This is a genomic window from Pseudomonas sp. GL-RE-26 (assembly GCF_019956275.1).
Lineage (GTDB): Bacteria > Pseudomonadota > Gammaproteobacteria > Pseudomonadales > Pseudomonadaceae > Aquipseudomonas > Aquipseudomonas grandcourensis.
Map to the genome: position 1 here is coordinate 16476 of NZ_JAHBDI010000031.1, position 18109 is coordinate 34584.

Below are 18109 nucleotides of genomic sequence, written 5' to 3' on the forward strand. Positions count from 1 at the left end.
TCCAAAAAAGAACAAGTTACTCACTATTATTCATTTTTAAAGAAAGTCAATCAGTCCTAGCCTGACGGTCATTGATCCTCCAGACGGAATCCAGACCATGTCTCCCCTGATCCGCTTATCCGCCAGTTTCGTTGCCCTGATGATGGCCATGGGCATCGGCCGTTTTGCCCTGACACCGCAACTGCCGCACCTGCTCAGCGAAGGCCAGATCGACCTGACCGCCGCCGGGCTGATTGCCGCCGCGAACTACCTCGGTTATTTCATTGGTGCGGTGGACGCCATGTTTTTCCGGCGTTCCGCGCAAGTGCGCCGGCGCTTGCTCGGCGGATTGTGGCTCTGCGTGCTGCTGACCCTGGCGTCGTTCTGGGCCAATGGTTTCTGGTCGCACTTGCTGCTGCGCTTCGGCACCGGCGTGGCCAGCGCCTGGGTGCTGGTGATGATTACCGCCCTGAGCCAGCCACTCGCGGCAGAGGCCGGTCGTCCTCGGCTCGGCGCCCTGGTCTTCGCTGGACCGGGTTTGGGGATTTTTCTGACAGGTTTGTTGGCCCTGGGCTCGAATCTGCTGGGCCAGACTTCCGCCACCTTGTGGCTGGTGTACGCCGCCGCAGGACTGGTGATGCTGCTGGGTATCCTGCCGTTCCTGCCACAACCGGGGGTCACCGCGACTGCTGCGCCCAGCGCCAGCGCGTCGGGCAATCAAGGCATCGCTCGCCTGGGTTGGATCTATGCCTTGTATGGATTGGGCTACATCATTCCGGCGACATTTTTGTCACAAATGGCCAACGCGCAATTCCATGGCCAATGGCAGGCCGACCTGTTCTGGCCATGCTTTGGCTTGGCGGCAGCAATCGGCGTGGTGCTGGTGAGTCTGCGGCGGCAAAAACCCGGCGCCACGGGTCACTGGCTGATGGCGACATTATGGCTGCAAGCCGCTGGCGTGTTCGCCTGCCTGCTGGGCAACGGGCCAGGCCTGGCGTTGGGTGTGATCCTGTGCGGCACGCCGTTCCTGGCCTGCATGCAACTGGTGATGCAACGCTCCCGGGAACTGGCGCCCCATGCCACCCAGCGCAATGCCGGCCTGCTGACAGCCTGCTTTGCCGTGGGCCAGCTCAGCGGGCCATTGCTGGCGGCGCTGAGCAGTCATTTCAGTGGCGGTTTGCAACCGGCATTGGTGGTCGCCGGCTGCGGCTTGTTGATCGCCGGCAGTCTGTTGCTCGCGCCGGTCAATGCTACCCGAGGGCTTTGCGCAAACGACGGCGCAACCACTGCTCGGCGCTGACAAAAGTGATGCCCGCCAATACCAGCACGGCACCGATGACGAAGTTCAGGCTCAGCTCCTCGCCGAGCAGCACCACACCGAAGGTGACGCCGAACAACGGCGTCATGAACGAAAACACCGCGAGGTTGGCCGCCAGGTAACGGCGCAGCAGCCAGAACCAGATCAGGTAACTGAAGAACGACACGACCACACCCTGAAACAGCACACTGGCCACCGCCACGCTGGTCAGGCTGACATGGGTGATCTGGCCGCTGAGCAGCGCAATCAACAACAAGCCGAAGAAGCCGACGATCAACTGATAGAACAGCGTCAGGGTCACCGGCGCTTCCGAAAGTCGCGAGGCGCGCACCACCACCGTGGTCGCACCCCAGGCGGCACCCGCCAGCACCCCCAAGGCATCGCCCATCAACATGCGGTAATCAAGGTTGTCCCAGGACACCCCGCCGGCAAACGCAATGGCAATCCCGATAAAGGCCAGGACAATCCCCAGCCATTGCAGCGGCCGCAATCGCTCACTGGGCAGCAACCAGTGCACACCCAATGCGGTGAAGATCGGCGCGGTGTAGAGGAACACCGACATGTGCGCCGCCGTGGTCAGTTGCAGGCCTTCGGAAATGAAGAAGAACTCCAGGCCGAACAAGGCACCGGCCAACAGACCGCCACGCCAGGTCGCACCCACCTGGTTCCAGCCACCCTTCCAGCAGATCAGCAGCCCGACCAGCAACGCTGACATACCGGAACGTCCGGCTGCCTGCATCACTGGCGCGATATCAGTCGCCGCCCACTTGATCATCACCTGCTGAACGCCCCAGACCAGGCACAACCCGACCATCACTTGCAGGGCAAACCCGTCGGCGCTGCGCCGGGTGGCGCTCACCGGAACACCTCGAAGACACAATCCATGGCAAAGACTCGGCAGAATAAAAAGCAAAACCCCGGCCTTCTCGTTGAAAAGAAATCACCGGGGCAATGAATCATGTTGTCGATTATTAACCAGAAGGCCAGAAAATGCCGCCCGCCAGAGACCTCTACTTCTCTGCTTGCGCCATCCTGGCCCTCTGTCTTGTCAGCGCATCAACTGAGTTCGATGCGATCGGCATGAATGACAATCTGGCCATTCTTGTACAACGCACCAATGGCCTTCTTGAAGTTGCCCTTGCTGACACCGAACAAGCTGCTGATCAACACCGGATCGCTCTTGTCGCTCACCGCCAGGCTGCCATTGTTTTCGCGCAACTTGGCGAGGATCTTCGAGTTCAGGCTGGTGGCCGCTTCCTGGCCGACCGGTTGCAGGCTCAGGCTGATCTTGCCGTCGGCGCGAGCTTCCTTGATGAAGCCCTTTTCTTCTTTACCGGCGCGCATGAACTTGAAGATTTCGTTCTTGTGGATCAGGCCCCAATGCTTGTTGTTGATGATGGCCTTGAAGCCCATATCCGTGGCTTCGGCCACCAGCAGATCCACTTCCTGGCCCGCGGTGTAGTTGGCCGGGGTCTTGTCCAGGTAGCGGTCCAGACGCGCGGTCGCGGTGATGCGACGGGTGTGCTTGTCGAGATAGACATGCACCACCACATACTCGCCCGCCGTCATCTGGCGCTTCTCTTCGGAGAACGGCAGCAACAGGTCTTTCGGCAACCCCCAGTCCAGGAATACGCCGATGCTGTTGACTTCAACAACTTTCAAACTGGCGAATTCACCGACTTGAACTTTCGGTTTTTCAGTAGTTGCGATGAGTTTGTCATCGCTGTCCAGATAAATAAAAACGTTGAGCCAGTCTTCATCTTCGGTAGGAATATCTTTTGGAATATAACGATTAGGCAGAAGGATTTCGCCATCCGCGCCACCGTCCAGATATAAACCGAAGTTAGTGTGTTTAACCACTTGCAAACTGTTGTAACGCCCGATTAAAGCCATGTCCAATACCCTCATTGCGTGGGCGGCATTCTACCCGGTTTTAAGCGTCGCGTTCGGCAGCCGGCCCGGTGGCGCGAGAAAATCCTCTGAAACCCTTAATTTTCCCGGGGTTTCATCCAACGCCTGGCCGCTCGTCAGGCCGTTCCGGGCATTTACGCCATGCCCAGGCAAGCGTGACGCGGTATTTTTCCAGGCAATGTTCTTAGTTAAAACAGCGGCTTAGGTGCATATTTCGAATATTGGCCGGTGACTAATTACCCCGTCCTCAGGAATATGCCGAGGGGATATTTGCCAAGCAATTATCAGGCAATTCCTGTACGATGCCTGGCCAAGTTAATTTTCTACAGGTTAATGGCCGCCATGCGCGTAAAAGCATCCACCAGCAAAGCAAAGCCAGCTCCAGCCGTCGAAACCAGCGAGTCGATCAACAGCCAGATCGCTGCGTTCCTCAAGTCCGGCGGTGAAATCCAGCAAATTGCCAAAGGCGTCAGCGGCCAGACGTTCGGCCCGTCCAAGCAGATCACCTTGGGCAAAAAGTAATCCCCTCGCGTCACCTGGTCCCAAAGCGCTTTGAGCTTCGAAGCGCTTGGACTGGAACCCTCGATACTCCCCTGCGCCACACCATCAAATCCTTTGGAAATCGACGAACGGCCTTCATTGCCGATCATTCGCCGGTATCCTTGCACACGTCTGGATCAAGCGTTTCAGCGGGCCCGCCAGCCTGTCCTCGCTGTTCATGGAGTGACGCATGTTCAAACCTTTCTATCTATCGGCATTGCTCGCCAGCCTGTTGGCCTGCTCTGTAGCACACGCACAAATCTTTCAGCGTGAGCTGGGGGGCTTCGACCTCAAGCTCGGCACCACCCCCACCCGCAGCATGGCCCAAGGCCTGGTCAAACCCTCGGCCGTCGGCTCGTTCCACGGCGGCCTGGACCTGAGCCACGACAGTGGTTTCTATGTGGGCCAATGGTCGCCCAGCATGGGCATCAGCCCGGGGAAAGACCTCGAGATCGATTCCTACATGGGTTTTAAGCAACCCTTCGACCAAACCCTCGGCTACGAAGTAGGCCTGATCCGCTACAGCTACCCCGAAGTCACGACCCCTGCCAGCCAGGAACTGTTCGGCGGCCTGACCTTGCTCGGCAGCCGTTTCGGCATCGCCTTCAGCAATGACCCGGACAAACAGAACAACACCCTGTTCGCTGACTTGAGCGGCAATCAACCGTTCGGTGTCGGCATCAGCCTTAAATACACCACCCACCAATTCAATACGCCAGTGGCGGTGGATGGCGGGTATGTAGGCAGTTTTACCGATTGGTCGCTGAAATTGTCCCGCCCGTTCATGGGCATCGACCTCGACCTGATCTACAGTGACTCCAACCTGAGCGGCAGCGGTTGCTCGGCCTATGCCGGGCACAACAGCCAATGCGACGGACTGGTTACACTCAAGGCCGAACACGCGTTCTATTGATCGGCTGAACTGCCGGACTCCTCCTGGGTTCACATGAGAATCAGCCCCCGAAGACTGGCTTTCGCAAGGATTCGCCCATGTCCCGCTGGTTCAAACATATCGCCGTTGTGTTGACCGTTACCCTCGCCCTCGGCGCGTGCAGCCGCGTGGGCCTGGCCTACCGCAATCTCGACGTGATTATCCCGTGGACGCTCAGCGACTACCTGGACATGAACGGCGAGCAAAAAAGCTGGCTGAACGAACGCCTGAAGGAACACCTGAGCTGGCACTGCACCACCCAATTGCCCGGCTACCTCGACTGGCTGGACCGCCTGCAAACCATGATCGCCACCAACCAGGTCACCGATGCCGCCTTGCAGGCCCGCGCCCGCGAAGCCGAACAGGCGATCGCCGAGACCGCGCGTGAAATCACCCCGTCGGCCATCGAGTTGCTGCAAGGGCTGGATGACAAGCAAGTTGCCGAGATGAACGATGCCTTTGCCAAGGACCAGCGCAAACGCCAGGAGGAATATCTCAAACCCTCCCTCGACCAGCAGATCAAGGAGCGCGGGGCGCGCATGGAGAAACGCCTGAACGACTGGCTCGGGCCACTGAACGCTACCCAGCAACAGCGGGTAACCACATGGTCCAACGCCCTGGGTGAGCAGAACACCCAGTGGCTTGCCAACCGGGTCCATTGGCAGAAGCAGTTCAGCGCGGCTGTTGCGCAACGCCAGAGCCCCCAATTCCCACAACGCATCGAGACACTTCTGGTCAATCGCGAGAGCTTGTGGACACCCGCCTATCGTCAGGCCTTTGCCAACACCGAGACCCAGGCACGCTCGCTGTTCGTGGATCTGATGGCTGAAAGCACGCCGAACCAGCGCGCACGACTACTGAAGAAAGTTGAAGGTGTGAGGAAGGACTTCAGCGACTTGAAGTGCCTGAAAGCGGCGAAACAAGGCTGACTGCAACACAAGTCCCATGTGGGAGCGAGCCTGCTCGTCCGGCACCTGCTGCGGGTGATCATTGCCGGGAATACTGCTGTCGATCAGACGGGCATTTGCTGACGACCGACCGGCGGCATGTCGAAATCCATGCAAGCCAAACGACTAGGCTGTGTAAGTCACCTCCCCGCCCCACGCAGGAGAAAACACCATGAACATTCAGAATCATCCCGTCGTGTCGCGGGAAGAATGGCTCGCCACCCGCAAACAGCACCTGGCCCGCGAGAAAGCCTTCACCAAGGAAAGGGACAGACTCAGCGCCGAACGCCGCGCCCTGCCCTGGGTGAAAATCGACAAGGACTACCACTTCCAGGGCCCCGACGGCGAACTGAAACTGGCGGACCTGTTCGGGGGGCGCAGCCAGTTGGTCATCTACCACTTCATGTTCGCCGAGGGCTGGGACGAGGGTTGCCCCGGTTGCTCGTACCTGAGCGATCACATCGACGGCGCCAACCAACACCTGGCTCATCATGACGTGGCCGTGGTAGCGGTTTCCCACGCACCGTTCGCCGAATTCCAGGCCTTCAAACGGCGCATGGGCTGGAAGTTCGACTGGGTATCGTCCGAAGGCTGCGATTTCAATTACGACTTTGGCGTCACCGCCCGAGCCGAAGAGGTCGCCGCCGGAAAGGCTACATACAACTACGAAAAAACCGACGGTTCCGAGGAAGAACTCCCCGGTCTCAGCGTGTTTTATCGCAATGACGCCGGCGAAATTTTCCATACCTACTCCACCTATGCCCGGGGCCTGGACATGCTGGTCGGCGCCTACAACTACCTCGACTTGACGCCCAAAGGTCGCAACGAAGAGGAAATCATGGAGTGGGTGCGGCATCACGACAAATATGAGGAACAGGAGAAGTCGAGCTGCTGCCATGGTGGTTAGCCCCGGACACCGAGGCGCGGCCTTCGCGGGCAAGCCACGCTCCCACAGTTTCTGTGGCGTTCACAAAACCTGTGGGCTTGCCCGCGAAGGGGCCCACCCCCGACGAAGCCACTGCCAAGCGCGAACAACTGGCCCGGGAAGTGGCCCGGCTCACCGAGCAGAACCCGGCCAAGGCCAAGGAGATCAACGACGAGTTGCAGAAAATGGATCTGGGCACCGCCGCCAAAGACTTGCCGGATAAGTGCCAATTGATCGACCAGCGACTCAAGGAACTGGCAACGGCGGAGAAAAAAGCCGAAAGCTGAATACAAAAAGCCCGGTCACCGACCGGGCTTTGAGGTTTCAGGACTGTTAACCCTGCGGGGCTGCGCGCTCAAGGGCTTTAAGCAACTCCCGATTGTCCCCGCCTAACGCGAGGGTCGCCTTGGCCGCTGCTTCGAGCAACAACCCACACGCTGTCGCCACTTTTTCCTGGCTGAAACGCTCTGCCGGGCCGGACAAGGTCATCGCTCCGGTCAGGTCATAAGCCGCGTTGAATACCGGCACCGACACAGCTGCGGTCTCGGCGTCGCGCTCGCCGAAGGACGTCGCCCAGAATTGCTCGCGGACAATACTGAGCATCGGGTCTGATGTGCCGGCAAAAGCCCGCAGGACTTTTCCCGATGCGCCCACATTCAGTGAAAATCGCGCTCCCTCATGCAGGGCAACACGCACCGCGCGTTTTGGTTCCACGCGAAACAGCACCACACGGCTGTCGTTTTCTCGCACATAGAACGAAGACGTTTCGCCGCTGGCTAGCGACAGGGATTCCAGCAACGGGTAGATCACATCCCGCAGGCGGAACGACGTCTGATAAACCTGCGCCAGCCGCAATGGTTCGGGGCCGACGGCGTACTGGCCGTCTCCAAGGCGACGGATGAAACCGGCACGCTCGAGCGAGCTCATCAGGCGCAGGATGGTGCTTTTATACAGCCCCGTGCGCCGGGCGATTTCCGCCAGTGGCAGGCTGTTGCTGCCGACATCAAACGCCGCGAGGATCGCGAACGCGCGATCCACGGCCGCTACACCACCTTCGGCAGCAGGCGTGGAGGATTCGTCTTCCGATAGGGATTGTTTGCTCATGTTCGCTCGTGACAAAACTTCAGGACGGCGCCAGCTCCGGGCTGCGCAGAGGCTACCTTAACCGTTGCTCGAAGCGGCGGCCACCCTGAGTGAGCTCAGGCCTGAGACTTGATGACACCAGCACCGTGCAGTGCCGTTACATCGGCAGCGGTGTAACCCAGTTCAGCCAACAACTCATCACTATGGCTACCCAATTGCGGTACGTTCAAACGCGTACCGAAACGCTGGCCGTCCATTTCGAACGGCAGCATGGGCACCTTGACCGACTGACCGTCGGGCATTGTCACTTGAGCCATGCCACCAGACTCGTTCAGGTGTTTATCGTCGAACAGATCCTGTGGACGCTGGATTGGTGAGAACGGCAACCCGGCCTCTTCGCACAGGGCCATCACTCGTTCCTTGCTCATCCGTGCCAGGCACTCACGCACGTGCGGCAGGATCTCTTTACGTGCAGCCACCCGCTGATTGTTGGCGGCCAACTGCGGATCGCTAGCGAACGTGTCGAAGCCAAACACCTCGCAAAAGCTTTTCCACTGACTGTCACTGACCACGCCGAGGAAGATCTGCTCTTCACCGGCACAACTGAACACGTCATAGATGGCCCATGCCGAGACGCGGCTCGGCATCGGTGCCGCGGGTGTGCCGGTCACCACGTTCTGCATCATGTGCTGGGCCACGAGGAATGCCGAATTTTCAAACAGGCCGGTTTGCACGAACTGACCTTGAGCATTTTGATTGCGTTGCAACAGCGCTGCGAGAATCGATATCGCGCTGAACATCCCGCCCATGACATCGTTGACCGAGGCCCCAGCGCGCAGCGGCTGGCCGACCGGGCCGGTCATGTAAGCCAGGCCTGTCATCATCTGCACCACTTCGTCGAGGGCCGTGCGATGTTCGTAAGGGCCGGGCAGGAAACCTTTCATGGAGCTGTAAATGATGTCCGGTTTGATCGCCTTGATGTCGGCATAACCCAGACCGAGTTTATCCATGGTGCCAGGACGAAAGTTCTCGGTGACCACGTCGGCGGTGGCAATCAGCTTTTTCACCGCCGCAATGCCTTCGCTGGTTTTCAGGTCAACGGCGAAACTTTTCTTGTTGCGGTTGTAGGTGGTCCAGTAGCCGGCGCCAGACCCCATCAAGCGCCGGGTATTATCGCCTTGCGGAGTCGGTTCGACCTTGATCACCTCGGCCCCCAGATCCGCCAGCACCAGACCGCAGGCCGGCCCCATGACCATGTGCACGAACTCGATGACCCGAATACCGGCCAGCGGTAAAGGCTTTTGTTGTTGGCTGAGGCCCATGTTCATACCGCCTTCTTTGCATAGTGAAAATTCTTGCCCACACCGGCGTCCGGAATGAAGCCGTACAGCGGCTCTCCCGGCAGGCCTTGGTAGAGCCATTCGCGGGCCGCCACCAACCGATCGATGTCGATGCCGGTGCGCAGGCCCATCGATTCGAGCAGGTAAACCAGGTCCTCGGTGACGATGTTGCCTGACGCACCGGGAGCGTAAGGGCAACCACCAATCCCGCCTTGCGAGGCATCGATGGTGGTCACGCCCACGTCCAGCGCCGCCAGCACATTGGCCAGGCCCTGGCCACGGGTGTTGTGGAAATGCGCACTGCCAGCAACGCCCGGCAACTCCTGACGCAAGCGGGTGAACAACCGACGGACCTGCGTCGGGTTGGCGTAGCCGACGGTATCGGCCAACCCCACTTCATTGACACCCAGTTCGGCCATGATCGCGGCCATACGCAATGTGTCGTCATCCGGCACTTCCCCCTGAATCGTGCAACCGAATACGGTCGATAACCCGGCCTCGATTTCGATGTGCGGGTATTGCTCGTTACGCAAGGCAACCACGGTGCGCACTTCCTGATAGACCTCGGCGTGAGTCTTGCGGATGTTGGCCAGGGAATGGGGTTCGCTCACCGAAATCGGCATCGTGATTTTCTGCACACCGGCCCTGAACGCCGCTTCGGCGCCCTTGAGGTTGGGCACCAACGCCGTCACAAACAGGTTGGGCAAGGTCCGCGCATGGGCCACCAACTGCGCCGCGTCGGCCATCTGCGGCAGCAGTTTGGGTGACACAAAAGAGCCCACTTCAATCTCCCGCAACCCGGCGGTCGCCAGGGCGGTGATCCATTTCAGTTTCAGTTCAGTCGGCATGGTGGCGGCGACGCTTTGCAGACCGTCACGTGGCCCGACTTCGCTGACCAAAATATCGATTTCGTTCGAATGACCCATCACCAGCTCTCCTGAAACGCTACGGGAGCCCCTGTTTTCAGGGGCTTCAGCATGAGTTCTACCTGACAGAATAATGTTCTATTTTTAGTATCGGCCGGGTTTCGATGCCTTGTCAACGAGTGGACAAAAACTTGACAGCACAAAAAATTGATCGGAAAGTTGTTCCACCAAAAGGAATGACGTTCTATCTGGTAGAACGATATAGGCGACAAGCGTTTGCTTAGGCCGCCGTGACACCCGGACAAAACCTATAAAAACGAGGGAACCCATGCTGACTCTACTCAGCTATTCGATGATCACCTGCTTCATGTACCTGGTCATGAGCAAACGCCTGTCGCCGCTGGTTGCGCTGTTGCTGGTCCCGGTCGCCTTTGCCTGCCTTGCCGGATACACCACGACGCTCGGACCGATGATGTTCGACGGTTTGAAGATGCTGGCCCCGACCGGAGTGATGCTGACCTTTGCCATCCTGTATTTCTGCATGATGACCGACGCAGGGCTATTCAACCCACTGGTCAAATTGATCCTCAAGGCGGTGAAAGGCGATCCGCAAAAAATCGTGCTGGGCACGGCGATTCTCGGGATCTGTGTCGGTCTGGATGGCGATGGCGCCACGACTTACATCATTACGTGCGCAGCGCTGCTGCCGCTCTATCGCCGCACCGGCGTGCGCCTGCAAGTCATGGCCACGGTGTTGCTGCTGGCCATTGGCGTGATGAATATTCTGCCGTGGGCCGGTCCGTTTTCCCGTGCGGCCAGCGCCATGCACGTCGATATCACCGAACTGTTCGTGGCGATGTTGCCGTTGATGGCTTTCGGTCTGGTCTGGGTGATGTTCGTCGCCCTTTACTTGGGCCGCCTGGAACGACGCCGGTTGGGGGTGGTGCAGCTCAATGGCGATGAAGGCCTGGATCACGCCACTGAATTTCGTTTGGGCGACTGGCGCTTGCTGTTCAACGCTGCGCTCACCATCGCCCTGATCGCGCTGATGATGCTCGCCGTGATGCCACCAGCAGTACTGTTCATGCTCGCGTTCGGCATTGGCCTGGTGGTGAACTTCCCGAACCTCAAAGAGCAGAAAGCCGTGATCGCCCGCCATGCCGACAACGTGATGGCGGTGACCTTGCTGATCTTTGCCGCCGGGATTTTCGTCGGCATCATGAGCGGCACCGGAATGACCAAAGCCATCTCCGAGAGCCTGATCCACGTCATCCCTGAGTGGGCCGGCAGCTCGATGTCGATCATCACGGCGTTCATCAGCATGCCGTTCACCTACGTGCTGACCAACGATGCGTTTTACTTCGGCGTTCTGCCGATCCTCGCGCAAACCGCCAGCCACTATGGCATCAGCGGCAAGGAAATGGCGATCGCCGGTTTGATCGGCCAGCCGGTGCATTTGCTCAGTCCGCTGGTGGCGTCTACCTATTTGCTGTGCGGATTGCTGGACCTGGATTACGGCGACAACCAGCGCATGACTTTGAAGTGGACCATCGGAACAGTGGGGGTGATGTTGCTGGCGGCGCTAGCGCTTGGTTCCATATCGATTGTCAGGTAGTTGTTTTGACGTAAAAAAACCCGGACGCTGTCCGGGTTTTTCATAGGTCGACTACAACGACTTACTCAGCCGCCGGCGCTTCCGGCTTGCGGCGCTTGAGCGGGGCCATGCCGTCCTTGCTGACCAGTGAATCGCTCTTGGGCCGGTTGGCGCTCTTGCGCTTGGTCGGGGTCTTGGCGGCAGTTTTCTTCTTGTCGCCCTTGGCGTCGGTCTTTTTCTTCTTCACGCCGACGGCCTTGCCCGAGGCCTTGACCTTTTTCGGTCCGCCGTAGGTGCCTTTGACTTCCTTGATGGTACGGCGCTCGAAGCTCTGCTTGAGGTAGCGCTCGATGCTCGACATCAGGTTCCAGTCGCCGTGGCAGATCAGCGAGATGGCCAGGCCATCGTTACCGGCGCGGCCGGTACGACCGATGCGGTGCACGTATTCGTCGCCGCTGCGCGGCATGTCGAAGTTGATCACCAGGTCCAGGCCATCCACGTCCAGACCGCGAGCGGCGACGTCGGTGGCCACGAGGATTTTCACGCCGCCCTGCTTCAGGCGGTCGATCGCCAGTTTGCGATCCTTCTGGTCTTTCTCGCCGTGCAGCACGAACGCTTTGTATTCCTGCGCCACCAGGCGGCCGTAGATACGGTCGGCCATGGCCCGGGTGTTGGTGAAGACGATGGCCTTCTGGTAGGTCTCGTTGGCCAGCAGCCAGTTGACGATCTGTTCTTTGTGCTGGTTGTGGTCAGCGGTGATGATTTGCTGACGGGTGGTTTCGTTCAGCTGGCTGACTGCGTTGAGCTGCAAGTGCTCAGGGTTGTTCAGGACCTTGGCGATCATCTCGCGCAGGCCCGAACCACCGGTGGTGGCGGAGAACAGCATGGTTTGCTGACGGTTGGTGCACTCATCGACCAGACGCTGAACGTCATCGGCGAAGCCCATGTCGAGCATACGGTCGGCTTCGTCGAGCACCAGTACTTCAACTTCTTTCAAGTCGAGGTTGCCGGCGTTCAGTTGCTCGATCATCCGGCCCGGCGTACCGATCAGGATGTCCGGTACCTTGCGCAGCATCGCGGCCTGGACCTTGAAGTCTTCGCCGCCGGTGATCAGGCCGGACTTGATGAAGGTGAACTGCGAGAAGCGTTCAACTTCCTTCAAGGTCTGCTGGGCCAGTTCGCGGGTCGGCAGCAGGATCAGGGTCTTGATGCTGACGCGGATTTTCGCCGGGCCGATCAGACGGTTGAGGATGGGCAAAACGAATGCAGCGGTTTTGCCGCTACCGGTTTGCGCCGTCACCCGCAGGTCACGCCCCTGGAGCGCCAGCGGGATGGCCGCGGCTTGCACAGGCGTTGGCTCGACAAATTTCAGCTCGGCCACGGCTTTGAGCAGGCGTTCGTGCAGGGCGAATTGGGAAAACACGGGTGCTACCTCGAAGAAATGCAAAAAAACAGCTGCATAGGGTAACGGTTTCGAGCGCTCAGGCCGAGTTTCTTTATACAAATGGCGGTAAACAGTTGGTTTTTTGTTGCCTGATTTTTCCCGAAACGTAATACAAAGCGTCTTAAATGCTCTAATCCCCTCTCGCGCCTTACAGAAGAATCGTTTTCGACCATGGATATCAAACAGCTCTGGATCAACATCCTGGACCTTTGGGGTGCCCTCGACCAGCACCCGCTCGTGCACTCCAGCCTGTCGCTGTTGTTGCTGCTGGCAATTGCGCTGTTCCTCGGACGGGTGGCGCGCTACCTCATTCTGCACGCGGCCAAAATGCTCGGCCGCCAGCCGGCCTTGCACTGGGTCAATGATTTTCTACAGAACAAGGTGTTCCATCGCCTGGCGCAGATCGCGCCTTCGCTAGTGCTCCAGTTCGGTCTCAATCTGGTGCCGGACCTGAGCAAAACCAGCCTGAACTTCCTCGGCAACGTCGCCCTGTCCTTCACCTTCCTGTTTCTGCTGCTGGCGGTCAGCGCCCTGCTCAACGCCCTGCTGGACATCTACGCCCGCACCGAGCACGCCCGCACCCGCTCGATCAAGGGCTATGTGCAACTGGCGAAAATGGTGTTGTACGTGTTTGGCGCGATCGTCATCGTCGCCACGCTGATCGACCGCTCGCCGCTGTTGCTGCTGTCGGGTCTGGGTGCCATGTCGGCGGTGATTCTGTTGGTCTACAAGGACACGCTGCTGTCGTTCGTCGCCAGCGTGCAGTTGACCAGCAACGACATGCTGCGGGTCGGCGACTGGATCGAGATGCCCCAGGTGGGCGCCGACGGCGATGTGGTGGACATCACGCTGCACACGGTCAAGGTGCAGAACTTCGACAAGACCATCGTCTCGATCCCGACCTGGCGCCTGATGTCCGAGTCGTTCAAGAACTGGCGCGGCATGCAGGCTTCCGGTGGCCGCCGGATCAAACGCAGCCTGTTCATCGACGCCAGCGGCGTACGCTTTTTGCGTGACGACGAAGAGCAGAAGCTGTCCCAGGTGCACTTGCTCACCGACTACATGACCCGCAAACAGGCCGAACTCAAGGCCTGGAACGAAGCCCAGGGCAACGTCGCCGCCATGTCGGCCAACCGCCGGCGGATGACCAACATCGGCACCTTCCGCGCCTATGCACTGGCCTACCTGAAGAGTCACCCGGGGATCCAGCCGAACATGACCTGCATGGTGCGCCAGATGCAGACCACAGCCCAGGGCATTCCGCTGGAAATCTACTGCTTCACCGGGACCACGGCGTGGGCCGACTACGAGCGGATCCAGGGGGATATTTTCGACTACCTGCTGGCGGTGCTGCCGGAGTTTGGGTTGAGTCTTTATCAGCAGCCGAGCGGAACGGATTTGCGTGCGGGGATATTGCCGGCGGTACTGGGCGCGAGCCACATTCCCGAAGCTGAAAAGCGCAGGGTGTAACACCACAAAAAAACTGTGGGGTTTGTGTGGCGAGGGAGCTTGCTCCCGCTGGACAGCGAAGCTGTCCCAATGACTGCAGTCCGGTTCCTTCAGACAACCACGGTCGGCTGGTACTACGACTGCTGCGCAGCCGAGCGGGAGCAAGCTCCCTCGCCACAAGAGCCTGCTCCCACAAGGGTTACATCGCTTTCAGAAATTGCGAGTTACTTGACCTGCCGCTGCGGTGCCTTGTGCACCATGGTGTAGGCGTAATCCACGCCCATGCCGTACGCGCCGCTGTGTTCCAGCACCAGCTCCATCACCGCCTCGTAAGTGTCCTTGTGTGCCCAGTCGCGCTGGTATTCGAGCAACACTTGCTGCCAGGTCACCGGTACCGCGCCGGCCTGAATCATCCGTTGCACCGACATATCGTGGGCTTCCTTGCTGGTGCCGCCGGAAGCGTCGGTAACGATGTACACCTCGTAGCCTTCAGCCAAGGCTTCCAATGCCGGGAAAGTCAGGCAGACCTCGGTCCACAGCGCGGCAATGATCAGCTTCTTGCGGCCGGTGGCTTTCACCGCGTCGACCAGTGCCTTGTCTTCCCAGGAGTTCATCGAAGTGCGTTCGATCGGCTTCTGATCCGGGTGCACCGCCAGCAATTCGGGCCAGATGTAACCGCTGAAGCTTTCGGTTTCGACCGAGGTGTAGATGGTCGGCACGTTGAAAATCTTCGCTGCCTTGGCCAGGCCCACGGTGTTGTTCTTCAGAGTCTGGCGGTCGATGGACTGCACGCCGAATGCCATTTGCGGCTGGTGGTCGATCAGGATCAGTGCGGAGTTGGTTGGGTTGAGCAGTTCACGAATAGACATGGCGCGTTCCTTTTGATGTCGATACTTCGAATGGGTCAGGGGTTAGTCGACGATGCCTTCAGCGGCGTTGTTGTCGGCTTGGATGTCACTTTAGGGGCTGGCGATTAAAGGGACAATTACCTAAAATTGAGAATCATTGATTCTAAAATAGGGACAATATGGATCGCATCGAATGCATGCGCGCGTTCGTCGTCACGGTCGGCGAGAACGGCTTCGCCGCAGCCGCCCGGGCCATGGACGTACCGCGCTCGAAAGTCAGCAAACAGATTCAGGCGCTGGAAGAAGCCATCGGCGTGCAATTGCTGCAACGCACCACCCGCAGCCTGCACCTGACCGAGGCCGGAGCCGAGTATTTCGACGCAGCACGGGAGGTGCTGGCGGCACTTGACGAGGCCGAGCAACGCGCCCGTGACGGCATCGGCGAGTTACGCGGTGTGTTGCGGGTCAATGCGCCGATGTCGTTCGGTCTTCGGCGGCTGGGGCCGTTGATTCCGCTGTTTCATGAACAGCACCCGAACATCGAGCTGCAACTGGTGCTCAGCGACCAGCAGGTCGACCCGGTGCGGGGCGGCTTTGACGTGACCATCCGTATCGCCAGCATGCCCGACTCGACGATGATCGCCCGGCAACTGGCACCCGCGCCGCGCATCATGGTGGCGTCCCCGGCTTATCTCGAGCGCGCGGGCGTTCCGCAGACTCCGCAGGATCTGCGCACCCATCAATGCCTGAACTACGGGTATCTGCAGAGCGGTGTCAGCCTGCAACTGTGCAATGGCAAGGAAACCCAGCGGGTGAACGTCACCGGCCCACTGCACGCCAACAACGGCGACCTGCTCGCACAGGCCGCCGAAGCCGGCATGGGCATCGCCCTGCTGCCCGACTTCATCGTCGAGGATGCGCTGGCGGCTGGGCGGCTGGTGCCGGTGCTTTGCGAATGGCAGGCCCCGGCAATCACCATCAACGCGGTGTATTCATCAGCACGGCGGGTGCCGCAGAAGACCCGGGCGTTTATCGAGTTTCTGGTGGGGCAACTGGCGCCGAAGTGATTTTCGGAGATCACGCGCCCACAGGGATATCGGGTTACCCAGGGTTTAGTGAACGGCCAAAGGCTTGCGTATACCCAACCGACTGATCCACACCGCCAGCAAAATCACCGAACCACCGAGCAACAGCCGCCCCAGTTCTTCGTGCTGGTTCCAGATCAGCAGGTTGATCAGCAACCCCACCGGCACATGCAGATTGTTCATCACCGCCAGCGTCCCGCCGCTGACCAGGCATGCGCCTTTGTTCCACCAGTACAGCCCCAAAGCAGTCGAGACCAGGCCGAGGAACAGCAGCACGCCCCATTGCAACGGTGCTTCGGGCAGGAAGTTCTGTTTGCCGAACAATAGAAACGCTGGCAGCGCCACGGCCAGTGCGCCGAGGTAGAAGTAGCCGAAGCGCCGGTAATGCGGCAGATCGCTCGGGTGGCGCGCGACCAGGTGTTTATAGAGCACCTGCCCGGCGGCGTAGGTGAAGTTGGCCAGTTGCAGCAACAGGAACCCCATGAAGAAGTCCGGGTTGATCCGGTCAAAGCGAATCACCGCCGCCCCAGCCACTGCCACCAGCGCCGCGATCAGGGCCCAGGGATTGAAGCGACGATTCAGTGCATCTTCGATCAGGGTCACGTGCAGCGGCGTGAGGATGGTGAACAGCAACACTTCCGGCACCGTCAGTACGCGAAAGCTCAGGTACAGACAGACGTACGTCACGCCGAACTGCAACGCGCCGATCAGCAGCATGCCGCGCATGAACGCCGGTTCCACCGAGCGCCAGCGGGTCAGCGGGATGAACACCAGCCCCGCCAGCAGCACTCGTACCAAGACTGCAAAATAACTGTCGACATGACCGGCCAGGTATTCGCCGATCAAACTGAAAGAAAACGCCTGGATCAGCGTGACAAAAAGTAGATAGCCCATGCTCGCCTCATTTCGAATGGCGGCGACGATAGCGGGTTTTGCTGCTGATCGCGAACGCTAAACCAACACAAAACCTGTGGGAGCGAGCCTGCTCGCGAAGACGGCGCGTCAGACACATAGAGGCTGGATGTGCCGACGCTTTCGCGAGCAGGCTCGCTCCTACAGGGGTGCGTGGGTGTCTATAAAATCGCAGGCAAAAAAAAGCCCGATCTCGCTAAAGCGTTCAATCGGGCCAGGGCACTCAGGAGCAACAAGTGCGAAGGGAGGTTCGATGCGCGTACAGGCTTGAAGGGTTGCGCCAGGTCACTAGACCATCCAGCGATTATCTGGCGATTAACCGGTCAGGCCACTTGCGAAAGCTTGGCGTTCGCCTGGTTCAGGCCTTTCTCCTGGAAGTCACCGCCCAGGTTCATGCCTTCGGCGTGGATGAACGTCACGTCGTGGATGCCGATGAAGCCCATGACCTGGCGCAGGTACGGTTCCTGGTGATCGGCGGTGCTGCCGGCATAGATGCCGCCACGAGCCGTCAACACATAGGCACGCTTGCCGCTGAGCAGGCCTTGCGGACCGGTCTCGGTGTACTTGAAGGTCACGCCGGCACGCAGCACATGGTCGAGCCAGGCTTTCAGGGTGCTGGGAATTGCGAAGTTGTACATGGGCGCGGCCATGACCAGAACATCGGCGGCGAGCAATTCGTCGGTCAACTGGTTGGAGCGTTCCAGGGACGCCTGCTCGATGTCGCTGCGCTGCTCGGCGGGTTTCATCCAGCCACCCAGCAGGTTGATGTCCAGGTGCGGCACCGGCTTTACGGCCAGGTCCCGGACGGTGATCTGGTCATTCGGGTGAGCGGCTTTCCACTGGCTGATGAAGGTCTGGGTCAGTTGACGGGAAACCGAGTCTTGCTGACGGGCACTGCTTTCGATGATCAGAACGCGGGACATGGGATGTAGCCTCC

Annotated in this window: 18 protein-coding genes; 9 read left to right on the plus strand and 9 right to left on the minus strand. The window is 59.5% G+C overall.

Annotated features, from left to right (window positions below; genetic code table 11):
* Nucleotides 1-97 precede the first annotated feature (97 nt).
* The gene (locus KGB07_RS18945; protein WP_223466240.1) at nucleotides 98-1279 is read left to right on the plus strand and encodes an MFS transporter; all 1182 of its coding nucleotides are present in this window, start codon (nucleotides 98-100) and stop codon (nucleotides 1277-1279) included.
* Here the strand turns inward: KGB07_RS18945 and KGB07_RS18950 are convergent.
* Together KGB07_RS18950 and KGB07_RS18955 are read right to left on the minus strand one after the other, a co-directional pair.
* Nucleotides 1230-2156: a DMT family transporter gene (locus KGB07_RS18950; protein ID WP_223466241.1), complete on the minus strand. Its 927-nt coding sequence runs from the start codon at nucleotides 2154-2156 to the stop codon at nucleotides 1230-1232. The genes KGB07_RS18945 and KGB07_RS18950 overlap by 50 nt on opposite strands.
* 197 nt (nucleotides 2157-2353) lie before the next feature.
* Nucleotides 2354-3190, minus strand: a complete 837-nt coding sequence (locus KGB07_RS18955) for a S1 RNA-binding domain-containing protein (protein WP_223466242.1) — start codon at nucleotides 3188-3190, stop codon at nucleotides 2354-2356.
* A 351-nt stretch (nucleotides 3191-3541) separates the two neighbouring features.
* Between KGB07_RS18955 and KGB07_RS18960 the strand changes: the two genes are divergently transcribed.
* From KGB07_RS18960 to KGB07_RS18980, 5 genes are all read left to right on the plus strand, one after another.
* Nucleotides 3542-3730, plus strand: a complete 189-nt coding sequence (locus tag KGB07_RS18960) for a hypothetical protein (protein ID WP_015096330.1) — start codon at nucleotides 3542-3544, stop codon at nucleotides 3728-3730.
* 208 nt (nucleotides 3731-3938) lie between these two features.
* Nucleotides 3939-4661: a TorF family putative porin gene (locus KGB07_RS18965; RefSeq protein WP_046043710.1), complete on the plus strand. Its 723-nt coding sequence runs from the start codon at nucleotides 3939-3941 to the stop codon at nucleotides 4659-4661.
* Between the two features lie 77 nt (nucleotides 4662-4738).
* Nucleotides 4739-5608: a DUF6279 family lipoprotein gene (locus KGB07_RS18970; RefSeq protein WP_223466243.1), complete on the plus strand. Its 870-nt coding sequence runs from the start codon at nucleotides 4739-4741 to the stop codon at nucleotides 5606-5608.
* 190 nt (nucleotides 5609-5798) lie between these two features.
* Entirely contained in the window at nucleotides 5799-6533 is a 735-nt protein-coding gene (locus tag KGB07_RS18975) for a DUF899 domain-containing protein (protein ID WP_046043708.1), read from the plus strand.
* A gap of 71 nt (nucleotides 6534-6604) precedes the next feature.
* Nucleotides 6605-6838: a hypothetical protein gene (locus tag KGB07_RS18980; RefSeq protein ID WP_223466245.1), complete on the plus strand. Its 234-nt coding sequence runs from the start codon at nucleotides 6605-6607 to the stop codon at nucleotides 6836-6838.
* A 46-nt stretch (nucleotides 6839-6884) separates the two neighbouring features.
* Here the strand turns inward: KGB07_RS18980 and KGB07_RS18985 are convergent, their stop codons facing one another.
* The 3 genes from KGB07_RS18985 to KGB07_RS18995 all read right to left on the minus strand — a co-directional run bounded on the left by KGB07_RS18985 (nucleotide 6885) and on the right by KGB07_RS18995 (nucleotide 9900).
* Nucleotides 6885-7655 carry an IclR family transcriptional regulator gene (locus KGB07_RS18985; protein ID WP_223466246.1) on the minus strand — a complete coding sequence of 257 codons (771 nt, stop codon included), beginning with the start codon at nucleotides 7653-7655 and terminating at the stop codon, nucleotides 6885-6887.
* Between the two features lie 95 nt (nucleotides 7656-7750).
* A complete protein-coding gene (locus KGB07_RS18990) occupies nucleotides 7751-8962 on the minus strand; it encodes a CaiB/BaiF CoA transferase family protein (protein ID WP_223466247.1) in 1212 nt (403 codons plus the stop codon).
* The gene (locus tag KGB07_RS18995) at nucleotides 8959-9900 is read right to left on the minus strand and encodes a hydroxymethylglutaryl-CoA lyase (RefSeq protein WP_046043704.1); all 942 of its coding nucleotides are present in this window, start codon (nucleotides 9898-9900) and stop codon (nucleotides 8959-8961) included. The genes KGB07_RS18990 and KGB07_RS18995 overlap by 4 nt, the downstream gene beginning before the upstream one ends.
* Before the next feature lie 268 nt (nucleotides 9901-10168).
* Here KGB07_RS18995 and KGB07_RS19000 point away from each other — a divergent pair, with 268 nt between their 5' ends.
* A complete protein-coding gene (locus tag KGB07_RS19000; RefSeq protein ID WP_046043702.1) occupies nucleotides 10169-11455 on the plus strand; it encodes a CitMHS family transporter in 1287 nt (428 codons plus the stop codon).
* Between the two features lie 61 nt (nucleotides 11456-11516).
* On the opposite strand, the gene KGB07_RS19005 is transcribed toward KGB07_RS19000, so the two are convergent.
* Nucleotides 11517-12857 (minus strand): DEAD/DEAH box helicase, encoded by a 1341-nt coding sequence (locus KGB07_RS19005; protein ID WP_046043701.1) that lies wholly within the window; start codon nucleotides 12855-12857, stop codon nucleotides 11517-11519.
* Between the two features lie 192 nt (nucleotides 12858-13049).
* On the opposite strand from KGB07_RS19005, the gene KGB07_RS19010 reads away from it, so the two are divergent.
* Nucleotides 13050-14348 (plus strand): mechanosensitive ion channel family protein, encoded by a 1299-nt coding sequence (locus tag KGB07_RS19010; protein ID WP_223466248.1) that lies wholly within the window; start codon nucleotides 13050-13052, stop codon nucleotides 14346-14348.
* A 203-nt stretch (nucleotides 14349-14551) separates the two neighbouring features.
* Here KGB07_RS19010 and KGB07_RS19015 read toward each other — a convergent pair whose 3' ends face one another.
* On the minus strand, nucleotides 14552-15196 hold the full coding sequence (locus KGB07_RS19015) for a hydrolase (RefSeq protein ID WP_008018228.1): 645 nt from the start codon (nucleotides 15194-15196) through the stop codon (nucleotides 14552-14554).
* Between the two features lie 158 nt (nucleotides 15197-15354).
* On the opposite strand from KGB07_RS19015, the gene KGB07_RS19020 reads away from it, so the two are divergent.
* The gene (locus KGB07_RS19020; protein ID WP_046043699.1) at nucleotides 15355-16242 is read left to right on the plus strand and encodes a LysR family transcriptional regulator; all 888 of its coding nucleotides are present in this window, start codon (nucleotides 15355-15357) and stop codon (nucleotides 16240-16242) included.
* Nucleotides 16243-16287: 45 nt separating this feature from the next.
* Here KGB07_RS19020 and KGB07_RS19025 read toward each other — a convergent pair whose 3' ends face one another.
* A complete protein-coding gene (locus KGB07_RS19025; RefSeq protein WP_046043698.1) occupies nucleotides 16288-17154 on the minus strand; it encodes a carboxylate/amino acid/amine transporter in 867 nt (288 codons plus the stop codon).
* Nucleotides 17155-17495: 341 nt separating this feature from the next.
* Nucleotides 17496-18095: an FMN-dependent NADH-azoreductase gene (locus KGB07_RS19030; RefSeq protein ID WP_046043697.1), complete on the minus strand. Its 600-nt coding sequence runs from the start codon at nucleotides 18093-18095 to the stop codon at nucleotides 17496-17498.
* Nucleotides 18096-18109 lie beyond the last annotated feature (14 nt).